The following is a 25,005-nucleotide window of genomic DNA, read 5'->3' as shown; positions in this document are numbered from 1 at the left end:
AGGAGCTCTGACCATGAACTATCTATTCGTTTCACTTTTAAACAGGTTTAAATTTATCCTGCCTAGCCTCAAATCCAAACAGCGCATATTGTTTGGTTTCATACTATTCACGTCTTGGATTACAGTCAGTTGGTCTGCTACTTATTACGTCGACACCAAAGGAAGCGATTCCAATATTGGCACGAGCCTGAGCACCCCCTTTAAAACGATACAAAAGTCGATGAACATAGCAGTCGCTGGCGATACCGTATACGTACGTGAAGGCGTTTATCGCGAGCAGGTTGACGTTTTTCGCGGAGGTGGCACCAGTGCCGATAAAATGGTGCACGTGTTAGCCTACCAGAATGAAACACCGATGATCAGAGGTTCTGATCAGGTGACAGGATGGGTGCTGCATAGCGGCAATATCTGGAAAAAAACCAACTGGGGATTCAATAGTCAGCAAGTATTCGTTGGCGGTGGCGACAGCCCATCACTGCAGCAAATTGGTATGCCTAAGCTATATACGACTTTTGAGTATCCCAAGCCTGTAGGGAGTAACGTTAACTCTATGGTGCCAGGCAGCTTTTATTACGATGCATCAAATTTAACTTTATATGTTTGGCTGGCCGATGGTGCTAACCCAAACTATAGAATGGTAGAAGCCAGCACACGCCAACGTTTATTTTTTATGGGTGTGCCCTACATACATCTTAAGGGCTTTGTATTTCGTCACAGCAACACATCCGCCTATGCAAAAATGGGGGCAGCGGTTGAACTAAGCTCTAACTCAATTATTGAGATGTCAGATATCCAATACACTGACTTTGCTGGCCTGAGTATGGGTTATTTAAAAAATGGCGCACAAGCGCTTAACTGCAATGTAAGTAACAATGGAAACTCAGGGGTGAATGCCGCCGGCAGCTACAACTTCAGAGTGTTAAACGTAACGATGAATAATAACAACTTACGTAAATTTAATGCACTTTGGCATGCTGGCGGTTTAAAGGCCACGACCAAAGCCTATGGCACAGTAGAGTATAGTGAAATTGGCTTTAATAACGGCTCAGGCATCTGGTTTGACTACGCCAATAGCGGTAGTGCCATCACTATCCGTAACAATTACATACATGACAATGGGCCGCTGGACGCCGCAATTTTCTTTGAAGTAAGCAAAAATGCGCGCATTTACAATAACGTGCTCGCGAATAACCAACGTCGGGGCATCTACATCTCAGCTTCGGATAATACGCAGGTGTATAACAATACAATTGTTGGCACCAGTGGCTATTCTGGCATTGAAGTTGGCGGCATGCCACGCACTGGCGCTACACTGACAGGAAATATTGTACAAAATAATATAATCAGTCACGGTACCAGCAAATATGACTTATTTATTGCGCCGCCAAATGGAACAACCATTAGCGGCAACCTGAGTGACTATAACAACTACTTCCGCCCTGGTAGCGCAATTCAACTCAGTTTAGGCAGCATGTACTATAACGTCAGCAGCTTTTTCACTGCAACCAACATGGATAAACATAGTATGAATATCGACCCAATGTTTGCTTCGTTGGCCAAACCGACTAAAGCTGAAAGCTATGCCGTGACCAGCGCGAGTGGCACAATTGACCGTGGTATCTACAATGGCAGCATTGGCTATGACTACGAAAATGTAAAACGCCCAAATGGAGGTGCCTTCGACTTAGGTGCATTTGAGAACATTGCCGTTGCTGACACTGGTACTAATGATACGACTCCCCCTATCATCAGCGTCTACTCACCATCGCCTAGCAGTGTTGTGACTAAAGGTTCTGCTATAAGCGTCATGGCGAAAGCGGCCGATAATGTTAGAGTCAAGCAAATGACGATATACATAGACGGTATATTAAGTGCCCGCTCAAGTACGGATACCATTTCATACAACTGGAGTTCGGCTGCTGCACGCGTTGGTACGCACTCTATGTATATCTCGGCAATTGATGATAAAAATAATATAGCAAAGCAAATGGTAACTTTCGTTGTGAAGTAACTTGACTACTAATACTGATGCATATTGACTAGCGTTTAAATCTCAAACTGTTAGTTACTAGGTTTGGAATCTTCTGGTGGAACCACAATCACGGTTGTGGAATCACCAGATTTACCAGCCTCCCCTTGGTCGCCTGTCTCACCCTGGCTACCTTCATTACCTTCATTACCTTCATTACCTTCATTACCTTTGACACCTCTATCGCCTTGGTCCCCTTGAACCCCCTGCTCACCTGCAACGCCAGGTGGCCCTGGTATTGATTGGGGCGGAGGTACGTTAACCACTGTAGGTTTATCGCAGGCAGCTAACCCAAATGTAGCCATGATTAAGGCGGTTAATATGTAGCGATTCATGATGAATTCCTTTAAAAAAATATAAATAACACAGCTAACTGAACATGTCAGTGAATAGAAGAGTTAACGTATATTAATTGCAGTCATCATTAAGAACCGTGCGTTAACGTACACAAGGCATAGCAATAATCTAAATAAGTACCTAATTTCATATTGGTAAAATTATCTATTTTTATGTTCGGTGAGGCACAGACCATTACATTTGGTCACGGATAATTAGCAACATGCTGAATAATATCCTCGTACTGACAAATGACCCGAATGAAGCCGAAATGCTAAAGGCTGCACTTGGCCAATCCAAAAACTTATTTAGGATTGAATGGTTAAGACATCTCTCTAGTGGGATTAATCGCCTACGCATGGCAGACATGGATGCCATTATCGTCAACCTGTCACTGCCGGACAGTAGCGGAATTGCTACCTTTGACAAGTTGTTTGCAGTAGCCCCTCATACACCAATATTAACGCTCAGCTTATCTGAAGAAGCCACGCTGGCAAAAGAGGCCGTGGCGCATGGTGCTCAGGGTTATCTGTCTAGAGCCTATTTAGAGAGCAAAATAATACCGCAGGCTTTACTCAATATTATTCAACGTAAGCAAATTGAAGAAGACATTAACCAGCAAAAAGTACGTGCGGAAATCGCACTTAACTCAATTAATGATGCTGTGATATGCACAAATTTATCAGCCCACATAGATTACCTTAATACCAGTGCTGTTGAAATGACAGGATGGAGCCGAGAAGAAGCTTACGGTCTTCATATCAACAAAGTATTTAATATTGTTGACGGCTCTACGAACCAACCACCTTTAGAAAATCCGGTGCATCTGGTGTTGGAAAGAAATGAACCTATGGGATTAAATGCTGGTACTTTACTGATTCAACGTGATGGTATGACCATTCCGATTGAAGACTCGGTGTCGCCAATCCGTGACCACAATGGTGAAATGACTGGCGTAGTCATCGTATTTCATGATGTGAGTGCCGCACATGAAATGGCTAAAAGAATGGAGCACTTAGCGCAGCATGATTTCCTAACTAATCTGCCAAATCGACTGCTGCTTAATGACCGCATTGCCCATGCAATCACGTTGGCACAAAGAACTAACACCCAGTTAGCTGTACTTTTTCTAGATTTAGATAACTTCAAAAACATTAACGACTCTTTAGGACATGAGACTGGAGACAAACTCCTGCAATCGGTAACTGAACGATTATGCAGTTGTGTTCGTGGCTCCGATACCGTTAGTCGTCAAGGTGGCGATGAATTTGTAATCCTATTATCTAGCGGTGAATATGGGGTAGATGCAAATTTGACTGCAAATAAAATACTCAAATCACTCAGCCTTCCACACCAGATTGCTAAAACTACTTTACACATTACGACTAGCATTGGCATCAGCCTCTACCCGGCAGACGGCGTTGACGCCCAAACACTGATTAAAAATGCAGATACCGCAATGTATGACGCTAAAGAAACTGGTCGGAATAACTACAAATTCTTTAGAAATGAAATGAATGTACGCGCGGTGGAAAGGCAGCTTATTGAGTCGCAACTGAGGACAGCACTAGATAAAAAAGAGCTAGAACTATACTACCAGCCTAAGGTTAACCTCAACACCGGCATGATTACAGGCGTAGAAGCCCTGTTACGCTGGAATCATAGTGAATGGGGAGTGACAGCCACAGATAGGTTTATCAATATTGCAGAAGATTGTGGCTTGATTGTTCCCATAGGCAACTGGGTAATACGCCAAGCCTGCTTACAAGCAAAACAATGGATAGACACAGGTTTAAAACCTATACGAGTAGCTGTAAACATTTCTGCAATAGAGTTTCATCAGAATAATTTCGTTGATAACATCAGACAAGTGCTAATTGATACTGGCTTAGATGCAAACTATCTACAACTTGAAATTACTGAAAGCGTATTAATACGGGATGCAAAGGCCACGGCTAAAGTGCTTCAGCAGCTAAGAGCTATGCAAGTTCAAATTGCGTTGGACGACTTTGGAACGGGCTACTCTAGCCTGAGTTATCTTAATCAGTTTCCGATTGATGTGCTTAAAATTGACCAGTCATTTGTATGCGGCATTCAGTCTGTGACCGATGAAGCGATTATTGTTAGTGCAATCATTGGCATGGGTAACAATCTTAAACTTTGTGTGGTTGCAGAAGGTGTAGAAAATCAAATACAGCTGGATTTTCTGAAAGTTAAGCATTGTAAAGAGGGACAAGGTAACTATTTCAGCCCACCCCTTAAAGCAGATAATTTCGCAAAACTACTCACCATTAACAAATCTGAGCTTGCAGAAGCCTAAAATAGCTACCCCTGTAGCACTGTTTGCAATAAAAACGCGCATTGCTACATCTGCTTGATAAGGCCAAATTTAATTATAGCTAAGTAATAAATTCAGCATTTAGGCTTAATCCAAAACAATACCTCCACGTTGCGTAAATAGGTCTATACTCCATACATAAACTATGTTTTAACCTTCTGATTAAACAGCAGTTAAATTGATTGGGCTAAGCCTTATGTCGAATGTATACACCCCGCTGCACAATCAGTTGCTCAGTGCATTAGGTGATCAAGAGTTTAGTCGACTCTCTGTTAATCTGGAGCCACTTGATATGCAATTAGGTCAGGTGTTGTATGAGCCTGGTGAGCATTTGAAGTATGTGTACTTCCCTATCACTTCTATCGTATCGTTGCTGTATGTATTAGAAAATGGCGCATCAGCAGAAATCGCTGTTGTTGGCAACGAAGGCATAGTCGGCATCGCATTGTTTATGGGAGGCGAAACAACCATGAGTCGAGCCGTGGTGCAAAGTGCAGGCTCAGGATACCGCCTCAAGTCCAAGTTTCTAAAGGCTGAGTTTGGCCTGAATCAACAGCTGATGAAACTATTATTGCGCTACACGCAAACATTAATCACCCAGATGGCACAAACTGCCGTTTGCAATCGCCACCACTCCTTAGAGCAGCAATTATGCCGCTGGTTATTATTGAGTTTAGACAGGCTGGACTCCAACGAGTTAGCCATTACGCAAGAGCTGATTGCCAATATGCTTGGTGTACGCCGTGAAGGGGTCACAGAAGCTGCAGGAAAACTGCAGCGGTTAGGGGTGATTCAATACCACCGAGGGCACATTATCGTACTTAATCGGCCTGTGTTAGAAGACCTTTGCTGCGAGTGCTATCAGGTTGTCAAAGATGAGTTTGATCGCTTAATGCCTCAATCCCAACAAAAACACTAGTGAACTTATTAGTCAAATTCACTTAGTAGCCAATTAAAGTACTAACAAAGTGCTTTAGAATAAAAGCTGGGCACCAATCGAGGCTGTATTAGCGTCATACTCTAAATCACCGCCAAACGCATTGGGTTGATTATAGGTTGAGTTACGCATTTCATGACGCAAGCTGCCAGTCACCTTAATTGTACGCGTAGGCCTCCAGTCTGCAGACAGCATCAGCGATTGCACATCATCTTCCCTCTGCTCTGCAACCGCCACAACCGCCCCACGATAGTCACGCTTAGTGTAATCGTAGCGCATACTTAAACTAGTTTTAGTAGTGACCTGCCAAACCGGGGTAATTGCAAATGTATCTGCAACATAGTAACTATTAGCGGCTTGTTGATAGCTGTAAAGATTACGCGATAGTGAAGTGATAATGCCAAGCTTACCAGTAGGCTGCCAGTTATAAGCTAAACGACTGGTGACACCATCATAGTCACGAGAAGAAAAATGGTCATGCTCACGATCAACATAACCTAGTTTTGCGTCTATTAAAGATTTTCCGGTTAGGCGCCATTGCAATTGCACCTCAGTTTCTCGTTGCTTAAAGCCGCTATCCAACTGGTTAGGGGCATCAGCGATGCGCCCTTGATACTCACCATTGTAAGCACGCTGTATCAGCGCAATTGAGTTTTCAGATGCCGCTATATATTTAACACCGATATTGGCGCCTGTTTGGACAAAATCACCCACCGCATTAAACGCAACACTATTGCGAGAACGCAACTCAGACACCCCACCCAGCAGATGCCAGCCACCACCAATTAAACCATCTATATCAAAGATGCGATTCTCATTGGTTTGTATGCTGCGTCTAATGTTTAATTGATTATTGAAATCTCTGAACTCTGAAAAGCTATTTAGCACCTGTTGCTGATCTGCTGACAGTGTGCCTTTAATATTAGGTGTAAGCTGCCATAACCATGCGGCTCTATAATTAAAGGCAGTGTAATCAAGGTAGCTATAAGTATCGTAACGATTATCAACGAAATTAAGGTCTACCTGAAAACGTTGTAACGAATATGGTTTATCAATTTTAATACCGGCATTGGTGACAAATATCCGGTCAGACCGTTGTGACTTGCCTAAGCTTTGACGCGTATTTGCAGAGTCTGGTAAGCGAAACAGGTTGTCTTCAAAGGTAAGCGCTGCACCTGCTGAAAAGTTTAGGGCATCTTGCTCATCAGCCCATACTGGCGTAGATAATGAAATAGTAACGAGTGCTTGGATAATAATACTATGTGACTTAAGGCGTGTTGTTATCATTGTTGTCCCGCTCTTAAACATGAAACATTCATGACTGCTCCCAATATAAATTGCCAATGATGTACACGCCCCAGATACTGAATCCGGATACTGAGCCCCAAATAAGGCGAGCATGTCATTTAACGTGATTTGATGTTACATGAGTTAATACAATAAGTCTCTAAATATATGCAACTTGCTACCACTTGCTTGCATCGTGCAATGACATCATAGATTTTTGTATATGTGCCCATCCGCACAGATAAGATTAAATCGCTAAAGCTACTATGCATTCAATGAAAATGGATTTAAGAGGTTAAGGTGTTTGTAGAGGCAGCATTAGTGCCGATGCTGAGTCTTCATCTTAAATCCAGTTTCATTCCTAGGTTATTTAATTTAATTGGAGTCCATATGAAACTCAACATGAAAAAAGCATTACTCGCAATTGCCCTCGCTAGTGCGGTCAGTTCTGCGCAAGCAGCTACGATCAGCCTGACCAGTGGCGATTTTCCTTATGATCTTGGTGTAAACCCTACTGACACAAATATTTATAGTGTTACCCATGATGTAGAAAGCTTCTTTGATGTATTTACTTTTAGCTTAACTTCAGCCAGCGACACCATTTCCAGTGCAGTTTCTTTATTGTTCCCAGGTCTAGGTGGCAGTGGCTCTAGCTACGAAATCAACAACGGCACACTATCGTTATACAGTGATCCGGATGGTGACGGCGCAGCTGGTGTAAATGCACAACTTGCCACCGCAAACTTTGGTGACAGCACGGGTGTATTAGCATATAACAATGCTGCTGCTGGGTCTTATTACTGGGCTGTAGCTGGCGATGCTGTAGGTAGCAATGGTGGCGTGTATCTATATGCCGCAAATACTGCAGCAGTGGTACCTGAACCAGAAACCTATGCGATGATGCTGGCAGGCCTCGGCTTGATTGGCTTTATCGGCAGACGCCGTCTTGCCAAAGGCGCATCTGACATGTTTCCTCAGGGAGGGTCTGGGCTTAACTTCGCATAGTCAACTTTGCAAGCTAACCCATAAAACGCGGTGTTTATACATCGCGTTTTACTTTTTCAAACCAATACACACTGCAATCAATTATTGATATATGTTCGTAAGCGCACAGAACATATTCACAATAGTGTTTAACTTAATAACTCATCAATTACCTATCCATAGGCCATCGTTGTATGAGTCATCAAACTGTTCCTATACGCTTTCGTCGGGCTTCTACTTTTGCACTAGGCTGGAATAATCTACTGTTGCTTGCTGCGGCAGTTATGGACCCTATCGCACTGGTACTTTCCTTATGGACCGTTGCCTATTACACACAAGGTAAATTAACGCCAGAGTACCTCATTTTGTCATTGCTGATATTTTCTTTAACGCTACCTGGCATCGTGCGTATACAAATACCAATATGGAAACTGGCAACTAGCATACTGATTAGCTGGCTCGTTATCTTTGCATTACTCATCGCATTTGGTTACGCCAGTGGCTACATTAATATGTTTGACCGTGAAGCTATGATGATCTGGTTATGGTTAGCGCCATCAAGTCAGTTTGCCGTGCACATGCTTTTAAGGAGTGCAGCCCCCTCCTTTGCAAACATTCAGGGAGAGCCTAAACAAGCGGTGATTGTTGGTGTGAACGAGCAAGGTTTGAATCTAGCTTATGAAATTGAGCATAACCCTTACAGCCCGACACAACTTAGTGGCTTTTTTGACGACCGGATTCGCGAACGCATTGGCTGCCTCACCGAATATCAGCTATTGGGCAACATAGAGCAACTGCCTTCTTATGTGCGCTTATACAATATTGATGCAATATATCTGTCACTACCTATGGCGACGCAGCCTCGCATCATGAGCCTGCTAGATGCGCTAAATGACACAACGGTATCTATCTATTTCGTGCCTGACATGTTTATCAACAACTTAATGCAAGGCCGTATTGATACAGTAGGAAAAGTACCTGTAGTTGCGGTTTGCGAGTCGCCATTTACCGGCCTTAACGGCATGATTAAACGCGGCAGTGACATCATACTTTCAATACTGATACTGCTATTGATTTCACCGATTATGATCATCATTGCGCTATGCATTATGCTCACGTCGCCCGGCGCCATTATTTTTCAGCAACGTCGCTATGGCCTTAATGGTGAAGAAATATTGGTGAGCAAGTTCCGCTCAATGACCGTATGTGAAGATGGTGACACCATACAACAGGCACAGAAAAATGATAACCGCATTACACCAGTTGGCGCTTTTTTACGCAAAACCTCTCTTGATGAACTACCTCAATTTTTTAATGTACTTCAGGGGCGCATGAGCATCGTAGGGCCACGTCCGCACGCAGTGGCGCATAACGAACTTTATCGCACCATGATTAAGGGCTACATGGTGCGACACAAGGTGAAGCCAGGCATTACCGGCTGGGCGCAGATTAATGGCTGGAGAGGTGAAACCGACACGCTGGATAAAATGAAAAACCGCATTGATTATGACTTAGCCTATTTGCAAAACTGGTCATTAGCACTTGATTTATACATCATATTTAAAACCGTTACAGTCGTCATTAAGGATAAACATGCATACTAAAACCATGCTTACTGAACTTAGGTTGGAATATTTAGCAATGTGTACATTGAGTTTATTATTCAATACAGCACATGCGGAGACTGCAATCACTCATGACAACTCACCTTATAAACTAAATGCTGACCCTGCAAAAGTAACTAAAATAATCAGTCCAGCGCCCATTGCTTTGCCTAATCACTCCCCTCAAATCTACCAGTTGGAATACAAATACCGCTCACAGAATAAGCCTTTAAAAACTAAAGCCGAGCTAGCAAATGAGCCAACAGCGCTAGTAGCAACTAACGTAACACGTACTGACAATGATGAGAGTAAAGTGAAACTTGAAAATCAGCCATTCTCAAATGAAATAGCGCTAGCTGCACATGCAGCATCTCTAGACCCATCACTGGTGCACGCGGTTATCTATGTAGAGTCGCGCTATCGGCATAGTGCCGTATCACCCAAAGGCGCTGTGGGTTTAATGCAAGTGTTACCAGATACCGCCGCTCGCTATGGTCTGCGAAATGCAGTTCACTCACCTAAAACTAATATAAAAGCTGGCACGCTCTATTTACGAGATCTTATGGTGATGTTCGACAATCGCTTAGACCTTGTACTCGCTGCTTATAACGCCGGCGAAGGTGCAGTAAAAAAGTATGTTGGGCAAATACCGCCCTACCCTGAAACCAGACACTACGTAAAAGCAGTGATGGCTAAGTATGCATTGAATACAGGAGCCAATGAATGGAATGCAACCAGCAATATTAAAAGTGATGATAAAGTAACAGCGTTATTATCTGTGGCACAGCCTCGCACCCAATACCTGAGTGGCACTGGCCTTGATATTACCAATGAGTCATTCACCCTAAACTACTGAGCGTAAATCTTCTCAAGATTTATTCTTTATTAATCTATTTTTTTATCTACTACCAACTACCTGCACACTCGCTCATCACAGCCGGCAAAGTTTTACCGTGTTTTAATTGACAAGATGAATGAAAGGTGAGGTAATGATTTGTTGCCACTGCTGCGGTTCTTAGATGAAAGATGCTCATGAATGATCAAAGAACTCGGCTTCCTGCTACGTCCATGTCATTAGACAAAATGACGCTCCCAGAAAAAGCCATTTTAAAAAAATTCCCCATCGTTGGCATTGGTGCGTCTGCCGGAGGCTTGGAAGCACTTGAGCAGTTTTTTCGCCTAATGTCCGCTAACAGTGGTGCTGCATTTGTTGTGGTACCACATTTAGCCCCAGATCATGCCAGCTTGTTAACTGAAATTCTGCAGCGCTCAACAGCAATGTCAGTGCAAGAAGCTAAAGACCAAACATTAGTCGAGCCTAATTGTTTATACATTATTCCACCTAACCGCGACATGAAGATATCTCATGGCATGCTACAGGTAAGTACCCCTATAGAACCCCATGCTCAGCGCTTACCTATTGATATGTTCCTTTGCTCTTTGGCTCAAGATCAAACCGAAAATGCAATAGGCGTTATTCTTTCGGGAACTGGCTATGACGGTACGCAAGGTTTTCGTGCCGTCAGCGATGCTGGCGGCACAACAATTGCGCAAGAGCCTGCTACGGCAAAGTTCGATGGCATGCCAACCAGCGCGATCAATGCAGGCCATGCCGACCATGTTTTAACCGTAGAAAAAATGGTCGAGTTTATTCTTGCTGATAAGCCGTCTCACCTAATCAAAAACCATAAAACCAAAACACCATCTACGCTTACCAGTATCTCGCAAATACTGGAGCAATTACGGGTAGCAACCGGATTGGATTTTTCACTCTATAAAAAGAGCACTATTGGCCGCCGCATTGAGCGGAGAATGGTCAAACACAATATTGAAGATATTGGCTTGTACTCACGCTATCTCAAAGAGAACCCTGCTGAGATTACCGTGTTGTTCAAAGAGCTTTTAATCAACGTCACTAATTTTTTCCGTGACCAAGAAGCATTTCAGGTGTTGGAAAAAGTCATCCTACCTAAACTATGTAAGCACAAATCTCACGACTATGTGTTTAGGGTGTGGGTACCAGCCTGTGCGAGCGGGGAAGAAGCTTATTCCATTGCTATCCTACTGTGTGAGCTGATGGAAAGAACTAAGCAGCAATTTCAGGTGCAGATTTACAGTACCGATTTAGATGATGATGCCATTACAACGGCTAGAGCTGCCATTTATCCTAATAGCATTTCGTTAGATGTGTCACCAGAGCGGCTACGCAACTTTTTTGTGAAACATGATGCGGGTTATCGCATTAAGAAAGAGGTGCGTGAGATGGTGGTATTTGCGATTCAGAACATCATCAAAGACCCGCCGTTTACTAAGCTTGATCTTATTAGTTGCCGCAATGTCATGATTTACATGGAGCCAGCACTGCAAAACCGCCTGATTCCCATGTTTCATTATGCACTTAAACCTGATGGCGTGCTGTTCCTTTCCCCTTCTGAAAGTATCGGCAACCATACCGAGTTATTCAGCCCGATCGATCGGAAATGGAAGTTCTACCATGCCATTAATAGCAAAACATCGACTCAGCCGATGATGAACAGCCCATTTATATGGGCGGATAAAAACAAACATCCGGCGCCGGAGGAATTTATGAAAAAAACAAAAGAAACTAATTTCGCAGACTTAAGCCGAAAGCTATTGATTCAGTACTTTGCGCCAGCATCAATTATTACTAACATCAAGGGCGACATTTTATATATTCATGGTGAAACCGGGCGATACCTGCGCCCTGCTCCTGGACATGCCACCCTCAATATTATTGAAATGGCACGCGATGGATTGGAGCTGGAATTGCGTAACGCGATTAATGCCATGGCTAAAGGCTTACCGATTATCAAAGCTGAAATACAGTATAAGTTTAACGAAGAACCAGCAACTGTGAGCCTGTGCGTAAGACAGTTGCCTGCATTTGATAATAACGAGGGGCTGCTTTTGGTCAGCTTTCAGGATATTGAAGTGACGGCAAGCAAAAGCAAACGTAAAGTGGTGGCAAAACCAGCAGATATCTCGCGTATTGAAGATCTGGAGCACGAGCTTTCATATACTAAGGAAAATCTATACGCTACGATAGAAGAGCAACAGGCTGCGAATGAGGAGTTCAAATCCACGAATGAAGAACTGCAGTCTACTAATGAAGAGCTACAGTCAGTGAACGAGGAGCTGGAAACCTCAAAAGAAGAGCTGCAGTCTGTCAATGAAGAGCTGATAACAGTCAACTCAGAGTTACAGACAAAAATTGAGCATTTGGCCAGTACGCAAAATGACATGAAAAACCTGCATGACAATATCAACATCGCCACAATTTTTCTTGATACCGGCATGCTGATTAGACGCTTTACACGTGATGCCTCTAAAATTTATCGCCTAGTGGCATCCGACGTAGGTAGATTGCTGGCAGATATTAAGTCTGACCTAATCGACGAAGACATCCTGACACAGGCAGAGCATGTGCTTGAAACATTGACGCCGATTGAGAGAGAAGTTTGCACCAATAAAGATAATTGGTATTTATTACGCATTCAGCCCTACCGCACACTGGATAATGTCATTGATGGGGTTGTCATGACCTTCACCGACATTACCAGCCGGATTAAAACTGAAGATTTAGTGAAAGAAGCGCGCGAATTGGCAGAGAGTATTGTAAACACGATACGTGAGCCGATTTTGGTGCTGAACAGCAAGTTAAAAATTATTAGTACTAATAATGCCTTCTGCAAACTGTTTCATGTAACTATTAAAGATACGGTGGGTCATAAGATATACGAACTGGGTAACCACCAGTGGGATATTCCTGCTTTGCGTAAGCTATTAGAGACGATATTACCGCAGGAGCAAGTACTGAACGATTATTTGGTTGAGCATGATTTTCCAGGCATAGGTCGTCGCAAAATACTTCTAAATGCCCGCTGCATTATCAATAAATCAGGTGAGCCGTCGCTAATATTATTAGCGATGATTGAAGTTAAATAGTTTCTGGCATAGACGGAGTAACTATGAAAAAAAAATGGGACGGTAAAGATAGGCGCTCATCACTGAGAAGCGAAGCTGAAAAAGTAGTTGCCGACATCGCGCCGCCTAGGCTAGATGCAGACCCGGGTGACGTGCTGATGCATGAGTTGCTGGTGCATAAAGTAGAGCTTGAAATGCAAAATGAAGAACTGCGTAAAGCCCATCTGGAGATGGAAGAAGCACGTGATCGTTATGTTAATCTCTATGAATTTGCCCCTATCAGTTACATCACATTAAGTCGCGAGGGACTTATCAGCAAAATCAACCTGACCGGCTGTATCTTATTAGGCGTGGACCGTTACCAGCTGATTAGCCGTCGTTTTTCTCACTATGTTGCAGCACATGACAGAGATCGCTGGCACCGTCTTTTTATGGGCATAATGAAACATCCAGGCGCAGAAAGACAGGCGTTTGATCTGCAAATGACACGTCCAGATGGGACAAGTTACCATGTTCAACTTAACTGCTTGAACTGGGATGCGGATGAGAAAGATAACGTATTACGTATTGCAATCACTGATATCAGCAAGCTTAAACTTGCTGAAGCTGAATTAAAAATTGCCGCTACCGTGTTTGAATCATACGAACCCATGGTCGTGACTGATGCGCATAGCGTCATTTTGCGCGTGAATAAAGCGTTTACAGAAACCACGGGCTATACCGCCGCCGAGGCAGTAGGCAAAACACCTAAATTACTGGCTTCAGGCCTTCACGACGATGCTTTTTATGCCCAAATGTGGGAAAGCATTAACACCCAAGGCCACTGGATAGGCGAAATACATAATAAGCATAAAAACGCTAATATTTATATTGAGCATATGCATATTACGGCAATCAAGAATCACTGGGGTGAAGTCACCCATTACACCGGCATATTTACCGACCGAGCAAGAGATAAAATGAACTCTAAAGAAGCTTTTAAGAACAAAACTTCTAACTAAGCTGCGGTTGTGCTATTGGCACGTTATCCCGAGTTGCAAGCAAATCAGCCACGTTGTTGATTTGCTGAGCATGGTTGAGCGTTGGCAAAGCATCACGATTGTAGTTATCTTCAAACCTTACAATATCATCCTCGCCCAGATAAGCACCAGACTGCACCTCTATGATTTCCAAAGGTACCAGGCCCGGGTTTTCTAATCTGTGCGTAACACCTAGTGGAATGTAAGTAGACTGGTTCTCCGTGAGCAGAAACTGCTCAATACCACGCGTGACCTTAGCCGTCCCTTTTACCACAACCCAGTGCTCAGCACGATGATGATGCATTTGTAACGACAGGCAGGCGCCGGGGCTGACTACAATACGCTTGACCTGAAAGCGGTGTCCTTCATCTATGCCATCATAAGAACCCCAAGGTCTTTGCACTTTACGGTGCAAATCACACTCGGTACGCCCTGCTGATTTGAGCTGCGCTACAGCATCTTTCACTAAGTGCAAATGATCACGGTGGGCAACCAAGACGACATCCGCAGTTTCTACCACCACCACGTTCTGCAAGCCTATGCATGCCACCAGCCTATTTTCCGAACGCACCAAGGTATCTTTACTTGCCATTGCAAGTACATCACCAGAAAGGACATTGCCATTGTTGTCTTTTTCACCTATTTCCATCAATGCATTCCAAGCTCCGACGTCTGACCACCCTACGTTGAGCGGCTGTACTGCACACAGCTTATGTTCACGGTCTATATGTGCGAGCGGCTCCATAACAGCATAATCAATAGACTCTGATGGACAGTCTATAAACGCTTCGCGGTTTACACGAATAAAGCTTTGGTCAGTAGAGCCATCACTAATCGCCTCTTCGCAAGCCATCAAGATATCAGGGCGAAAACGTTTAATTTGATTTAGCCATACAGACGCTTGTAACAAATAAATACCGCTATTCCACAAATAATGGCCATCTGCCAAATATTGCAGTGCAGTTTCATGGTCAGGTTTTTCTACAAACTGGGTTAGTTGAGCAGCGCCATCTTGGTTAATACTTTCACCATAACGAATATATCCATACCCTATTTCGGCAGATGTAGGCACGACCCCAAACGCAACCACAATGCCACTTTCAGCCAATGGTAACGCTTGCATAAGCGCTTGTTGGAAAGACTTCTCATCTTTAATAACATGGTCTGCCGGCATGACTACCATCACAGGGTCACTGCCATCTGCAACCGCGGTAAGTGCTGCAATAGTTAAAGCTGGTGCGGTATTGCGTCCGGCAGGCTCTAGCAATATACGTACGCCTTTTAAGCCCACCTGTAACAATTGCTCTGCCGTGAGAAAGCGACAATCCTCTTGGCCCACGATGAGCGGAAGATCAAGTTGCCAGCCTTCAGGTAAACAGGTTTTATCAATACGTAGTGCGGTTGCCTGTAGCATGGTATGTCTACCGGCAAGTTGTAACATTTGTTTTGGATAATGCTGACGTGAAAGCGGCCATAGGCGAGTGCCAGAGCCACCGCATAAAATGACAGGCAATAAATGCTTCATGATTAATCCTTTAAGTACATATGTAGTCGCTTGTCACGCAAATTAGGCGCTGCTGTGTTTTCATGCAGATGCTTCTGCGGTAAAAGACGATCGAACTCTTTTTTCACCACGGCATAGCATTCACATACGCGCTTTTCCAGTCGTGGTCTATCAAGCACCAAAATCAACCCCCTGCTGTAACTGATAATGCCTTCGTTCTGTAGCTTGCCTGCGGCCTCAGTGACGCCTTCACGACGCACACCTAACATATTGGCGATTAGCTCTTGCGTCATTTTTAAGTGATTAGTAGGTAATCGGTCCAAGCTTAGCAGTAGCCAGCGACATAGTTGCTGGTCTACCGTGTGATGTCGGTTGCAGACTGCGGTCTGCGCCATTTGTGTAATCAGCGCTTGTGTAAAGCTGAGGGCTAATTGCTGTAACTTTCCACCTAGCTGAAACTCACGTTTTAAAGCAGAGGCTTTTAAACGGTAGCCAAAGCCTGCACTTTGCACAACGGCACGACTAGGAGTGGTATTGCCTCCCATAAAGAGTGCAATGCCAACCAGTCCGTCATATCCAGTCACTGCAATTTCAGCAGAAGATCCGTTTTCCATGACGTAAAGCAGTGAAACGATGCTATTGGTGGGAAAGTATGCGTGTGTAAGTTTCTGACCAGCCTCGTATAACGCCCATCCTAGCGGCATGGAGACAAACTCCAGATCAGGCAATAGCCTTTGGTAGTCCTCTAACGGTAGCGCAGCAAGAATATCATTTTGCCTAGGGTTCTGATTTTCAGAAGCAAGAGAGGATAGCATCTCGTAATTCCTTTCATTTCTACAGCACAAACAGTAACTGGCAAATTACGGGATTAGTGATTAAACGAAACTATTTAGCACTAGGTTTTTTTAATATAAGTTAATTATCCACATATAAATGTTTTGGTATGTGCGTTACCGCACAATCCACTGATAGCGCTCTTATAGAATTTTCATGTGTACGGTAGCGAACAGACGCATGAGGTGACGAAGCTTAAAACGGTAAACATTACTTCTTACCGAATGCTTAAAATGAGATCTAACCTAACCAGCAGTTCAAACAAAAACTTCATTGCATCCCTTAAAAAAGGAACCGTATTAGGAATAGCATTGTTGTTTATCTGCGGCTGTTCAGATAAATCTAAACCAGCCACACAAATCATTGCCAAGGTTAACGATGATGAAATCACCGTGCATCAACTTAACAATGCCATGGCGAAATTACCGCTTATACCAGCGGAAAACCTAGAGAGTGTACGCCTTGATTTAGTAGGTAAGTTAGTCAACGAGCAGCTGACTGTACAGCAAGCCTTATTGAACAAGCTAGATCGTTCATCTGAAGTCATGATGCAAATTGAGGCATCTAGACGCGAGATACTGACTAGAGCATATTTAAAACAAATAATTGCCGGCCTACCGAAGCCTAGCACTGAAGAAACGAAGAAGTTTTACAATGAGCACCCAGAGCTGTTTGCGGAAAGACGCATCTACAGCCTGCAACAAATCATTATCGCTAAGCCACATCCACCATTAGCTGAAATCCAGAAACTAACTGCTGATAAAACGATGACTGACATCGTAGCGGCACTAAAAAAGAACAATATTGTGTTCAGTGCCAGTGCAGCGACACGTGCAGCTGAACAAATACCGCTGACTACATTAACGGTGCTGCCATCACTCAAAGATGGTGAGATTCGTATCATAGAGTCGCCAAAATCTACTTCTATCGTAAAGGTAGAAGCCTCTCAATTGGCCGCACTAAATGAAGAGTCAGCCATGCAGCGTATTCCCCAATATCTAATGAATGAGCGGGCGAAGATTGCCATTAGCGAAAAAATAAGCCTGCTCAAAAACACATCAAAGATCACTTATATGAATGAGTTTTCTGGTGCTGCTACCCCAGTCGCCGCATTACCGACACCTGCAACTAAAGCAACTAGCACTAGCAACAGTGTAGAGCGAGGTATCGCAGGCATTAACTAAAAAACCATCGCGTTCGGCATCGGCTTTTTAAAAAAGCATTCCATTTGAGAGGTATTAATCATGCGACATTCTCTATATATCAAGTCAATTTTTATCATGCTGTTAACACTAACAGCAGCTACAGCACAGAGCGTAGAGCTAGAAAACACTGCAATCAGCAATACTCAAAGCAAAGACTACACATTGGCACCAGGCGACGCTATCCGAGTGCTTGTGTTTCAAAATCCAGATTTGACTTTAGATACACGGGTAACTGAAAGCGGCACCATCACCTACCCGCTTATTGGTTCAGTAAAAGTGGGCAGTATGTCTATCGCGCAGGCTGAGGGTGCCATAGCCTCAGCATTAAGGTCAGGCGGTTTTGTACAACAGCCACAAGTGAACATCGTACTGTTACAAGTGCGCGGTAACCAGGTTTCTGTATTAGGTGCGGTTAATCGACCAGGACGCTTTCCACTCGAAAACTTTAATACCAAACTCTCTGACATGCTTGCTTACGCTGGAGGCATCTACACATCGATTGGTAGCAACGGTGGCGGTGCTGATCAGGTCATCGTGGTCGGGACCCGTAATGGCGTTCCATTTCGTAAAGAAATCGATATTCCTAACATCTTCTTAAACAATCACCCACAAGACGATATTGAGGTAGCGGCAGGAGACGTCATTTTTGTACCGACTGCGCCGCAATACTATATTTATGGTGAGGCGCAGCGCCCTGGCTCATTCCGCATCAAACGCGGCATGACCATACAGCAAGCGGTAGCCGAAGCTGGCGGCCCTAGTGTACGTGGTACTGAACGTGGCATGAAACTTTATCGCAACAATGCCAATGGCGAATTACAAGTAATCCGCACAAAACAAACTGATTTAGTACAAGCCGATGACGTGATCTTTGTCACAGAAAGCCTTTTTTAGGGAGTTATCGTGAGCCTACAACAATTATTTATGATTATTAAAGCGCGCTACAAGATAGCACTGATCACGCTATTAGTAATTACGCTAGCCACCATTGCCGCTAGCCTGCTGCTGCCTAAGCGCTACACCGCAAGCACTGCAGTCATGGTGGAGATGCGCACTGCAGACCCGGTAATGGGCAATATAGATAGCCCGATGACCGCGGCTTACCTGCCAACACAGGTCGACATTATTAACAGTGACAGAACCGCACAAAAGGCAGTAAAAGCCTTGGGACTATCTAAAAACTCAGCGGTGCATGATAAATGGCTGCAAAGCACCAATGGTGAAGGCGTTTTCGATATATGGCTAGTGGAGCTAATGCAAAAAGGGCTGGACGTTAAGCCTTCACGCGACAGTAATGTCATCACTATTACTTATACCTCGGCTGACCCTAACTTTTCCGCAGCTGTAGCTAATGCTTTTGCACAAGCTTATATGGATACCAACATAGAGCTGAAGGTAGAGCCTGCACGACAAAATGCCAGCTGGTTTCAAGGTCAGGGCAAAATTCTGCGTGACAACTTAGAGTCAGCTCAAAATAAACTATCAAATTACCAGCAACGCAAAGGGATTGTGATCACTGACGAGCGCCTAGACAGTGAAACCGAGAAACTGAGCGACCTTAACACACAACTCACCATCATAGCCTCTACCTCAGCTGATACACGCAGCAAAATTAGCGCTAGTAGCAATGCAGAAAACCTGCCTGAAGTCATGTTAAGCCCGCTCATTTATAACTTGAAAGCTGATATCAATCGTTTAGAAAGTAAGTTAAAAGAAGCCAGCGTCAACTTAGGTAGCAACCACCCGCAATACAAAAGCATGCAGTCTGAGATTTCATCACTCAAGCTACAGCTGGAAAAAGAAACGAGTCATATTGGGCGTAGCTATACCACTACTGAAGATGTAAGCCGTAATAAAGCTGACAACATCCGGGCTTTGATTGCCGCCCAAAAACGTAAGTTGTTTGAGCTAAAACATGAGCGAGACGAGGCTAACGTACTGCTTAGCGACGTAGCTTCCGCCCAGAAAGCTTATGACGCAGTATCACAACGCTTTACGCAAACAAATCTTGAAGGTCAATCTACGCAAACCAATGTATCGGTGTTAACACCAGCCTATGCACCGCTTAGACCTTCGTCACCTCAGCCTAAGCTATACACGCTTGTTGCAATCGTGATTGGAACCTTGATGGGTATTGGGTTTTCATTCCTTTCAGAAATGCTAGATCGACGTGTGCGGGTTGCAGACGATATAGAGCAGTCATTAGGCATACCGGTATTAGGTGAGCTCAAAAAACAACAAAGCGCAATGAGCCGCTGGTGGCGAAATGTCAGGATATTACGCCGCAATAGAAAAATAGAGTTTTCAACCTAATGGCTTTGCAAATACGTCTACTTTAAATCGCAAGTAACTTAGGAAAACAAAAATCATGCAAAGTAACCTGCAAACTACTGCCAATAATACGCTGCCGACCTCTGGTAATACCGCAATCCAGCCGGCTCAGCAGCCTAATGCTGAGCAATCAATTGGTTCAATATTGGTTAAGACGGGTAAATTAAAATCAGAAAAAACTGAGCTCATATTAAAGCACCAGGAACTTAAAAATGTACGTTTTGGTGAAGCGGCTATTCAACTAGGGCTTCTCAAAGAGGATGACATCCGTTTTGCCTTAGCACGTCAATATCATTACTACTACCTGTTGCCTGAAGACCTTGTCGGCAGTGATGAGCTAATTGCAGCTTATCAGCCGTTTAGCAATCAAGCTGAGGCATTAAGAACGCTACGCAGCCAACTCAGTTTACGCTGGTTCACCACTTGGCCGCTCAGAAAAACATTATCCATTGTGAGTGCCGGTGGTGGCGAAGGTAAAAGTTACCTAGCTGCCAATCTGGCGATTATGTTTTCCCAACTTGGGAAGCGTACGCTATTGATAGATGCGGATATGCGACATGGGCGCCAGCATGATTTGTTCAAGCTACCAAACCAAAATGGTTTATCCAGCATACTTTCCAACCGCAGTGATGCCACCAGCATTCAACATACGCCTGCGTTTATGGATTTATCTATACTGACATCAGGGCCCACTCCACCTAATCCACAGGAGTTATTAGGGCGGCAATTATTCGTTTCATTACTTGCCTATGCAAGCCATGAGTTTGATGTGGTTCTGATTGACACACCGTCTGCCACGCAATATGCAGATGCCACTACGATTGCAGTGCTAGGTGGCGGTGCATTGCTAGTCACTCGGCAAGATAACACTCGTCTAGAAGATACACGCAAACTAACGGACAGACTCACTGAACTTGGCGTACCCATGGTCGGTGCAGTACTGAATCGCTTCTAATGTCTACCACAGCGCAATTAGCTTCAGATAAAACTCCATTCCAAGAGTGGTGGCTGTGGTTACCAATAGGGATTGGCCTGCTTGCCGTTTGCCTGCCTTCATTTTTCCATCTGATACAAACTACTTGGCAAACTGAGGAAAATGGTCACGGCCCAATTATTCTGATAGTCGTATGCTGGCTTATCTTAACAAAACGCCATGCTGTGTTGAACAGCCTCATAAAACCCAGCCCAATTATAGGCTGGACAAGTTTAGTGCTGAGTTTGCTGGCTTTTATTGTTGGCCGCTCACAATCGATTGACACCATAGAAGTTGCAGCATTAATTCCCATGATGATTGGCATATTGCTACTGATGCGCGGATGGGACGCAGTACTAGCCATGTGGTTCCCATTAGTATTTATGTTGTTTCTAATCCCGTTACCGGGTTTGTTGGTAGAAATCATCACCGGGTCACTTAAACAGCATGTGTCCGGGATGGCTGAAGAAATTTTATATGCCGCAGGCTACCCGATTGCAAGAATAGGTGTGATGTTAAGCATAGGCCAGTACAAGCTACTGGTTGCAGACGCCTGCTCAGGGCTTAACTCAATGTTTAGCCTAAGCGCACTAGGCTTAATCTATCTTTACCTGATGAGGTACCGTAGCTGGCTACACAACGGAATGCTATTGCTCGCGATTCTTCCCATTGCTTTTGCTGCTAATGTCATTCGTGTGATGGCACTGGTGCTTATTACTTATTACTTTGGTGATGAGGCTGGTCAAGGGTTTGCACATATGGCTGCTGGCATATTGCTGTTTGTAGCTGCACTCATGCTGTTGATGGCTTTTGATGTAATTTTAAGGCTGGTGTTCTTTCGTGAACGGAGCGCATCATGAATCGTCATCACTTTATTACGCCAGTTGTCATCTGCCTGCTCATGATTAGTGCGATGGCTTTAGGTTTTGTACTAAAACCACACCAGCGCATGGCAGATGAACTACCACCACTTAGCTTAACTATGGCAATTCCAGAGCGGTTTTCTGGCTGGAGCATAGACAAAAACATTGTACCGGTAAGCCAAAGTGCAGATGTACAAGCCAAGCTTGATGAGATTTATAGCCAAACATTGGCGCGTACTTATATCAACACCCAAGGTCAGCGCATCATGCTCTCAATTGCTTATGGAGCAGACCAAAGCGGTGACGGCAATCAAGTACATCGTCCTGAGTTTTGCTATACAGCACAAGGCTTTCAACTACTCAGCAATATTATCGGCAACCTCAAAACCCAATACGGCACCCTACCAGTAAGACGTTTGCTTGCAGTACAAGGCCCACGTAACGAACCCATCACCTACTGGGTTACCGTTGGCGACAAAGCCACCCTACCCGGCATTAGCCGCAAACTCAAGCAACTTGCCTATGGGCTAACCGGCACAGTACCAGATGGCATGCTAGTGCGGGTTTCATCAATAGATAGCGACAGTGCTAATGCCTACAAACTGCAAGAAAAATTCATTCAAGACTTATTACAAGCTATGCCGACTCAAGACCGCGCAAGAGTGGCTGGTCGATTTGGCGCTTAATTTTAATTTTTAACTCATCAAAGGTATTCATCATGTTCAAAGTAGCACTTATTACCGGCATTACCGGCCAAGATGGTTCTTACCTAGCCGAGTTGTTATTAGCTAAGGGCTACGAAGTGCATGGGATAAAACGCCGCGCATCCAGCTTTAATACAGAGCGTATCGACCATATCTACCAAGATCCGCATCATGATGACCAGCATTTCTTTCTGCATTACGGTGACATGTCAGACTCTACAGTTCTAATGCGGATTATCCAGCAGGTGCAACCTGATGAAATATACAACTTAGCGGCACAGTCTCATGTGGCAGTCTCGTTTGAAGAGCCTGAGTACACAGCAAATACGGATGCAGTGGGCGCGCTGCGCATACTGGAAGCAATGCGTATTTTAGGCCTACAAAATAAAACCAGATTCTACCAAGCCTCTACTTCTGAACTATATGGCTTGGTGCAAGAAGTACCACAGAAAGAAACCACACCGTTTTACCCACGCAGCCCTTACGCAGTGGCAAAAATGTACGCCTATTGGATCACCATCAACTACCGTGAGGCTTATGGCATGTATGCCTGCAACGGTATTTTGTTTAATCACGAGTCACCTAGACGCGGCGAAACTTTTGTAACGAGAAAAATCACCAGGGCTCTAGCGCGTATCAAGCTTGGCTTACAAGAATGTCTGTATTTAGGAAACATGAATGCTCTGCGCGACTGGGGGCACGCTAAAGATTACGTCGAGATGCAATGGCTGATGTTGCAGCAGGAAACGCCTGAAGACTATGTCATCGCTACCGGCAAACAGTATAGCGTGCGAGATTTCGTTTACATCGCCGCTGCTGAACTTGGCATTCACATTAGCTGGAGAGGACGAGGTGTTGATGAAAAAGGCTACGACGAACTGGGTAGGTGCATTGTAGCAGTTGACCCTCGTTACTTTAGGCCGACTGAAGTGGAAAGCCTGCTTGGCGACCCAAGTAAAGCAAAGGCTAAGCTTGGTTGGGTACCAAAAATTACTTTCTCTGAAATGGTCTCAGAAATGGTGCTAGAAGACCTGAAAGCTGCCGAACGTGACCATTTAGTCAATCAACATGGCTACAAAACTATGGCGTACAACGAATGAACACCATGAACATCTCATCGCAACCACAACCACTCCCACCAACTGCCAAAATTTATGTTTCCGGACACTCGGGCATGGTTGGCTCGGCTATTGTCAGGCGACTAATAAAAAGTGGGTACAAAAATATAATAACGCGTAGCCACGCTGAGCTTGACCTGCTGGATCAGCGTGCAGTGCTGGACTTCATGCAGCGCGAACAACCTGACTACATTTTCTGCGCAGCGGCAAAAGTCGGCGGCATTGTTGCAAACAATCGCTACCGAGCTGATTTTATTTACCAGAACCTCATGATTCAGGCCAATATTATCCATAGCGCTTACCTTAGCGATGTGCACCGCTTACTTTTCCTCGGGTCGTCTTGTGTGTACCCACGTGACTGCCCACAGCCGATACGTGAGGAGTATCTGCTCACAAGCCAGCTGGAAGCCACCAACGAACCTTATGCCGTTGCCAAAATTACCGGTATAAAAATGTGTGAGGCATACAACGCACAGTATGGCACGCAATACGTTAGCGTAATGCCAACCAACCTTTACGGCCCTTATGACAATTATGATCTAGATAACAGCCATGTGCTGCCTGCGCTATTACGCAAAACGCACGAGGCAATGATACGGGGCGACAAAACTATCACCGTGTGGGGCTCAGGCAAGCCAATGCGTGAGTTTCTGCATGTGTCGGATATGGCCGATGCCTGTGTGTTTTTGATGGAAAAAAATATTAGCAATGGTATCTACAACATAGGGTCAGGCAAAGACATCAGCATCAAACACCTGACAGATGTCATCATGAAAACTGTGGGTTATCGCGGCAACGTTGTGTTTGATAGCAGCAAACCAGACGGAACACCACGAAAATGGCTAGACGTGAGTCGCATGGCAGATTTAGGTTGGCTGTCTAAAGTCAGCTTAGAAGTTGGTGTCAAAGCAACCTATCACGACTATGTGAAATATGTGATTGAACATAGAAACTTCCATCGTGAAGTATCCACTCAAGAAGATAAGGACTAACT

At 44.3% G+C, this 25,005-nt stretch carries 20 protein-coding genes; 16 read left to right on the top strand and 4 right to left on the bottom strand.

The window, feature by feature from the left end; genetic code table 11:
• The first annotated feature begins 220 nt into the window (after nucleotides 1-220).
• Nucleotides 221-2,011, top strand: coding sequence for a right-handed parallel beta-helix repeat-containing protein (locus tag VGD82_RS03480; protein ID WP_331019068.1), 1,791 nt, complete (start codon nucleotides 221-223; stop codon nucleotides 2,009-2,011).
• A gap of 50 nt (nucleotides 2,012-2,061) precedes the next feature.
• Here VGD82_RS03480 and VGD82_RS03475 read toward each other — a convergent pair whose 3' ends face one another.
• Nucleotides 2,062-2,364 (bottom strand): hypothetical protein, encoded by a 303-nt coding sequence (locus VGD82_RS03475; protein WP_331019067.1) that lies wholly within the window; start codon nucleotides 2,362-2,364, stop codon nucleotides 2,062-2,064.
• A gap of 224 nt (nucleotides 2,365-2,588) precedes the next feature.
• On the opposite strand from VGD82_RS03475, the gene VGD82_RS03470 reads away from it, so the two are divergent.
• Together VGD82_RS03470 and VGD82_RS03465 are read left to right on the top strand one after the other, a co-directional pair.
• On the top strand, nucleotides 2,589-4,685 hold the full coding sequence (locus tag VGD82_RS03470; protein WP_331019066.1) for a putative bifunctional diguanylate cyclase/phosphodiesterase: 2,097 nt from the start codon (nucleotides 2,589-2,591) through the stop codon (nucleotides 4,683-4,685).
• A gap of 214 nt (nucleotides 4,686-4,899) precedes the next feature.
• Nucleotides 4,900-5,622, top strand: coding sequence for a Crp/Fnr family transcriptional regulator (locus VGD82_RS03465; protein WP_331019065.1), 723 nt, complete (start codon nucleotides 4,900-4,902; stop codon nucleotides 5,620-5,622).
• 54 nt (nucleotides 5,623-5,676) lie between these two features.
• On the opposite strand, the gene epsL is transcribed toward VGD82_RS03465, so the two are convergent.
• The gene (epsL, locus tag VGD82_RS03460; protein WP_331019064.1) at nucleotides 5,677-6,927 is read right to left on the bottom strand and encodes an XrtB/PEP-CTERM-associated polysaccharide biosynthesis outer membrane protein EpsL; all 1,251 of its coding nucleotides are present in this window, start codon (nucleotides 6,925-6,927) and stop codon (nucleotides 5,677-5,679) included.
• A gap of 390 nt (nucleotides 6,928-7,317) precedes the next feature.
• Here epsL and VGD82_RS03455 point away from each other — a divergent pair, with 390 nt between their 5' ends.
• From VGD82_RS03455 to VGD82_RS03435, 5 genes are all read left to right on the top strand, one after another.
• Entirely contained in the window at nucleotides 7,318-7,932 is a 615-nt protein-coding gene (locus tag VGD82_RS03455; protein WP_331019063.1) for an FxDxF family PEP-CTERM protein, read from the top strand.
• 173 nt (nucleotides 7,933-8,105) lie between these two features.
• Nucleotides 8,106-9,515, top strand: a complete 1,410-nt coding sequence (locus tag VGD82_RS03450) for an undecaprenyl-phosphate glucose phosphotransferase (RefSeq protein WP_331019062.1) — start codon at nucleotides 8,106-8,108, stop codon at nucleotides 9,513-9,515.
• A complete protein-coding gene (locus VGD82_RS03445) occupies nucleotides 9,505-10,371 on the top strand; it encodes a lytic transglycosylase domain-containing protein (protein WP_331019061.1) in 867 nt (288 codons plus the stop codon). The genes VGD82_RS03450 and VGD82_RS03445 overlap by 11 nt, the downstream gene beginning before the upstream one ends.
• A gap of 176 nt (nucleotides 10,372-10,547) precedes the next feature.
• A complete protein-coding gene (locus VGD82_RS03440; RefSeq protein ID WP_331019060.1) occupies nucleotides 10,548-13,481 on the top strand; it encodes a chemotaxis protein CheB in 2,934 nt (977 codons plus the stop codon).
• A 23-nt stretch (nucleotides 13,482-13,504) separates the two neighbouring features.
• Nucleotides 13,505-14,461 carry a PAS domain S-box protein gene (locus tag VGD82_RS03435; protein ID WP_331019059.1) on the top strand — a complete coding sequence of 319 codons (957 nt, stop codon included), beginning with the start codon at nucleotides 13,505-13,507 and terminating at the stop codon, nucleotides 14,459-14,461.
• On the opposite strand, the gene VGD82_RS03430 is transcribed toward VGD82_RS03435, so the two are convergent.
• Nucleotides 14,454-16,004: a mannose-1-phosphate guanylyltransferase/mannose-6-phosphate isomerase gene (locus VGD82_RS03430; protein ID WP_331019058.1), complete on the bottom strand. Its 1,551-nt coding sequence runs from the start codon at nucleotides 16,002-16,004 to the stop codon at nucleotides 14,454-14,456. The genes VGD82_RS03435 and VGD82_RS03430 overlap by 8 nt on opposite strands.
• A gap of 2 nt (nucleotides 16,005-16,006) precedes the next feature.
• On the bottom strand, nucleotides 16,007-16,798 hold the full coding sequence (locus VGD82_RS03425; protein ID WP_331019057.1) for a Crp/Fnr family transcriptional regulator: 792 nt from the start codon (nucleotides 16,796-16,798) through the stop codon (nucleotides 16,007-16,009).
• Between the two features lie 252 nt (nucleotides 16,799-17,050).
• On the opposite strand from VGD82_RS03425, the gene VGD82_RS03420 reads away from it, so the two are divergent.
• Genes VGD82_RS03420 through VGD82_RS03385 form a run of 8 tightly spaced genes read left to right on the top strand, consistent with a single transcriptional unit; the run spans nucleotide 17,051 to nucleotide 25,003 of the window.
• Nucleotides 17,051-18,001, top strand: a complete 951-nt coding sequence (locus VGD82_RS03420; protein ID WP_331019056.1) for an EpsD family peptidyl-prolyl cis-trans isomerase — start codon at nucleotides 17,051-17,053, stop codon at nucleotides 17,999-18,001.
• A 60-nt stretch (nucleotides 18,002-18,061) separates the two neighbouring features.
• Nucleotides 18,062-18,916: a polysaccharide export protein EpsE gene (epsE, locus tag VGD82_RS03415; protein ID WP_331019055.1), complete on the top strand. Its 855-nt coding sequence runs from the start codon at nucleotides 18,062-18,064 to the stop codon at nucleotides 18,914-18,916.
• Nucleotides 18,917-18,925: 9 nt separating this feature from the next.
• On the top strand, nucleotides 18,926-20,335 hold the full coding sequence (epsF, locus tag VGD82_RS03410) for a chain length determinant protein EpsF (RefSeq protein ID WP_331019054.1): 1,410 nt from the start codon (nucleotides 18,926-18,928) through the stop codon (nucleotides 20,333-20,335).
• A 55-nt stretch (nucleotides 20,336-20,390) separates the two neighbouring features.
• Complete coding sequence (epsG, locus tag VGD82_RS03405) at nucleotides 20,391-21,308, top strand: chain length determinant protein tyrosine kinase EpsG (protein ID WP_331019053.1); 918 nt, start codon at nucleotides 20,391-20,393, stop codon at nucleotides 21,306-21,308.
• Entirely contained in the window at nucleotides 21,308-22,186 is an 879-nt protein-coding gene (gene xrtB / locus VGD82_RS03400; protein WP_331019052.1) for an exosortase B, read from the top strand. The genes epsG and xrtB overlap by 1 nt, the downstream gene beginning before the upstream one ends.
• The gene (epsI, locus tag VGD82_RS03395) at nucleotides 22,183-22,875 is read left to right on the top strand and encodes an exosortase-associated protein EpsI, B-type (protein ID WP_331019051.1); all 693 of its coding nucleotides are present in this window, start codon (nucleotides 22,183-22,185) and stop codon (nucleotides 22,873-22,875) included. Before xrtB ends, epsI begins: the two co-directional genes overlap by 4 nt.
• A gap of 32 nt (nucleotides 22,876-22,907) precedes the next feature.
• Complete coding sequence (gene gmd / locus VGD82_RS03390; protein WP_331019050.1) at nucleotides 22,908-23,993, top strand: GDP-mannose 4,6-dehydratase; 1,086 nt, start codon at nucleotides 22,908-22,910, stop codon at nucleotides 23,991-23,993.
• A 5-nt stretch (nucleotides 23,994-23,998) separates the two neighbouring features.
• Entirely contained in the window at nucleotides 23,999-25,003 is a 1,005-nt protein-coding gene (locus tag VGD82_RS03385) for a GDP-L-fucose synthase (RefSeq protein WP_331019049.1), read from the top strand.
• The last annotated feature ends 2 nt before the right edge of the window (nucleotides 25,004-25,005 follow it).

The sequence above is a fragment of the Methylotenera sp. genome (assembly GCF_036401095.1).
In the GTDB taxonomy this organism is placed as follows: domain Bacteria; phylum Pseudomonadota; class Gammaproteobacteria; order Burkholderiales; family Methylophilaceae; genus Methylotenera.
Note: the sequence above shows the minus strand (reverse complement) of the source record. Positions and strands in the feature narration are given on the sequence as shown.

Excerpts from the sequence above, each read along its gene's own strand:
- VGD82_RS03480 (WP_331019068.1), top strand. The coding sequence starts at position 221 with ATGAACATAGCAGTCGCTGGCGATACCGTATACGTACGTGAAGGCGTT.
- VGD82_RS03475 (WP_331019067.1), bottom strand. The coding sequence starts at position 2,364 with ATGAATCGCTACATATTAACCGCCTTAATCATGGCTACATTTGGGTTA.
- VGD82_RS03470 (WP_331019066.1), top strand. The coding sequence starts at position 2,589 with ATGCTGAATAATATCCTCGTACTGACAAATGACCCGAATGAAGCCGAA.
- VGD82_RS03465 (WP_331019065.1), top strand. The coding sequence starts at position 4,900 with ATGTCGAATGTATACACCCCGCTGCACAATCAGTTGCTCAGTGCATTA.
- epsL (WP_331019064.1), bottom strand. The coding sequence starts at position 6,927 with ATGATAACAACACGCCTTAAGTCACATAGTATTATTATCCAAGCACTC.
- VGD82_RS03455 (WP_331019063.1), top strand. The coding sequence starts at position 7,318 with ATGAAACTCAACATGAAAAAAGCATTACTCGCAATTGCCCTCGCTAGT.
- VGD82_RS03450 (WP_331019062.1), top strand. The coding sequence starts at position 8,106 with ATGAGTCATCAAACTGTTCCTATACGCTTTCGTCGGGCTTCTACTTTT.
- VGD82_RS03445 (WP_331019061.1), top strand. The coding sequence starts at position 9,505 with ATGCATACTAAAACCATGCTTACTGAACTTAGGTTGGAATATTTAGCA.
- VGD82_RS03440 (WP_331019060.1), top strand. The coding sequence starts at position 10,548 with ATGAATGATCAAAGAACTCGGCTTCCTGCTACGTCCATGTCATTAGAC.
- VGD82_RS03435 (WP_331019059.1), top strand. The coding sequence starts at position 13,505 with ATGAAAAAAAAATGGGACGGTAAAGATAGGCGCTCATCACTGAGAAGC.
- VGD82_RS03430 (WP_331019058.1), bottom strand. The coding sequence starts at position 16,004 with ATGAAGCATTTATTGCCTGTCATTTTATGCGGTGGCTCTGGCACTCGC.
- VGD82_RS03425 (WP_331019057.1), bottom strand. The coding sequence starts at position 16,798 with ATGCTATCCTCTCTTGCTTCTGAAAATCAGAACCCTAGGCAAAATGAT.
- VGD82_RS03420 (WP_331019056.1), top strand. The coding sequence starts at position 17,051 with ATGAGATCTAACCTAACCAGCAGTTCAAACAAAAACTTCATTGCATCC.
- epsE (WP_331019055.1), top strand. The coding sequence starts at position 18,062 with ATGCGACATTCTCTATATATCAAGTCAATTTTTATCATGCTGTTAACA.
- epsG (WP_331019053.1), top strand. The coding sequence starts at position 20,391 with ATGCAAAGTAACCTGCAAACTACTGCCAATAATACGCTGCCGACCTCT.
- xrtB (WP_331019052.1), top strand. The coding sequence starts at position 21,308 with ATGTCTACCACAGCGCAATTAGCTTCAGATAAAACTCCATTCCAAGAG.
- epsI (WP_331019051.1), top strand. The coding sequence starts at position 22,183 with ATGAATCGTCATCACTTTATTACGCCAGTTGTCATCTGCCTGCTCATG.
- gmd (WP_331019050.1), top strand. The coding sequence starts at position 22,908 with ATGTTCAAAGTAGCACTTATTACCGGCATTACCGGCCAAGATGGTTCT.
- VGD82_RS03385 (WP_331019049.1), top strand. The coding sequence starts at position 23,999 with ATGAACATCTCATCGCAACCACAACCACTCCCACCAACTGCCAAAATT.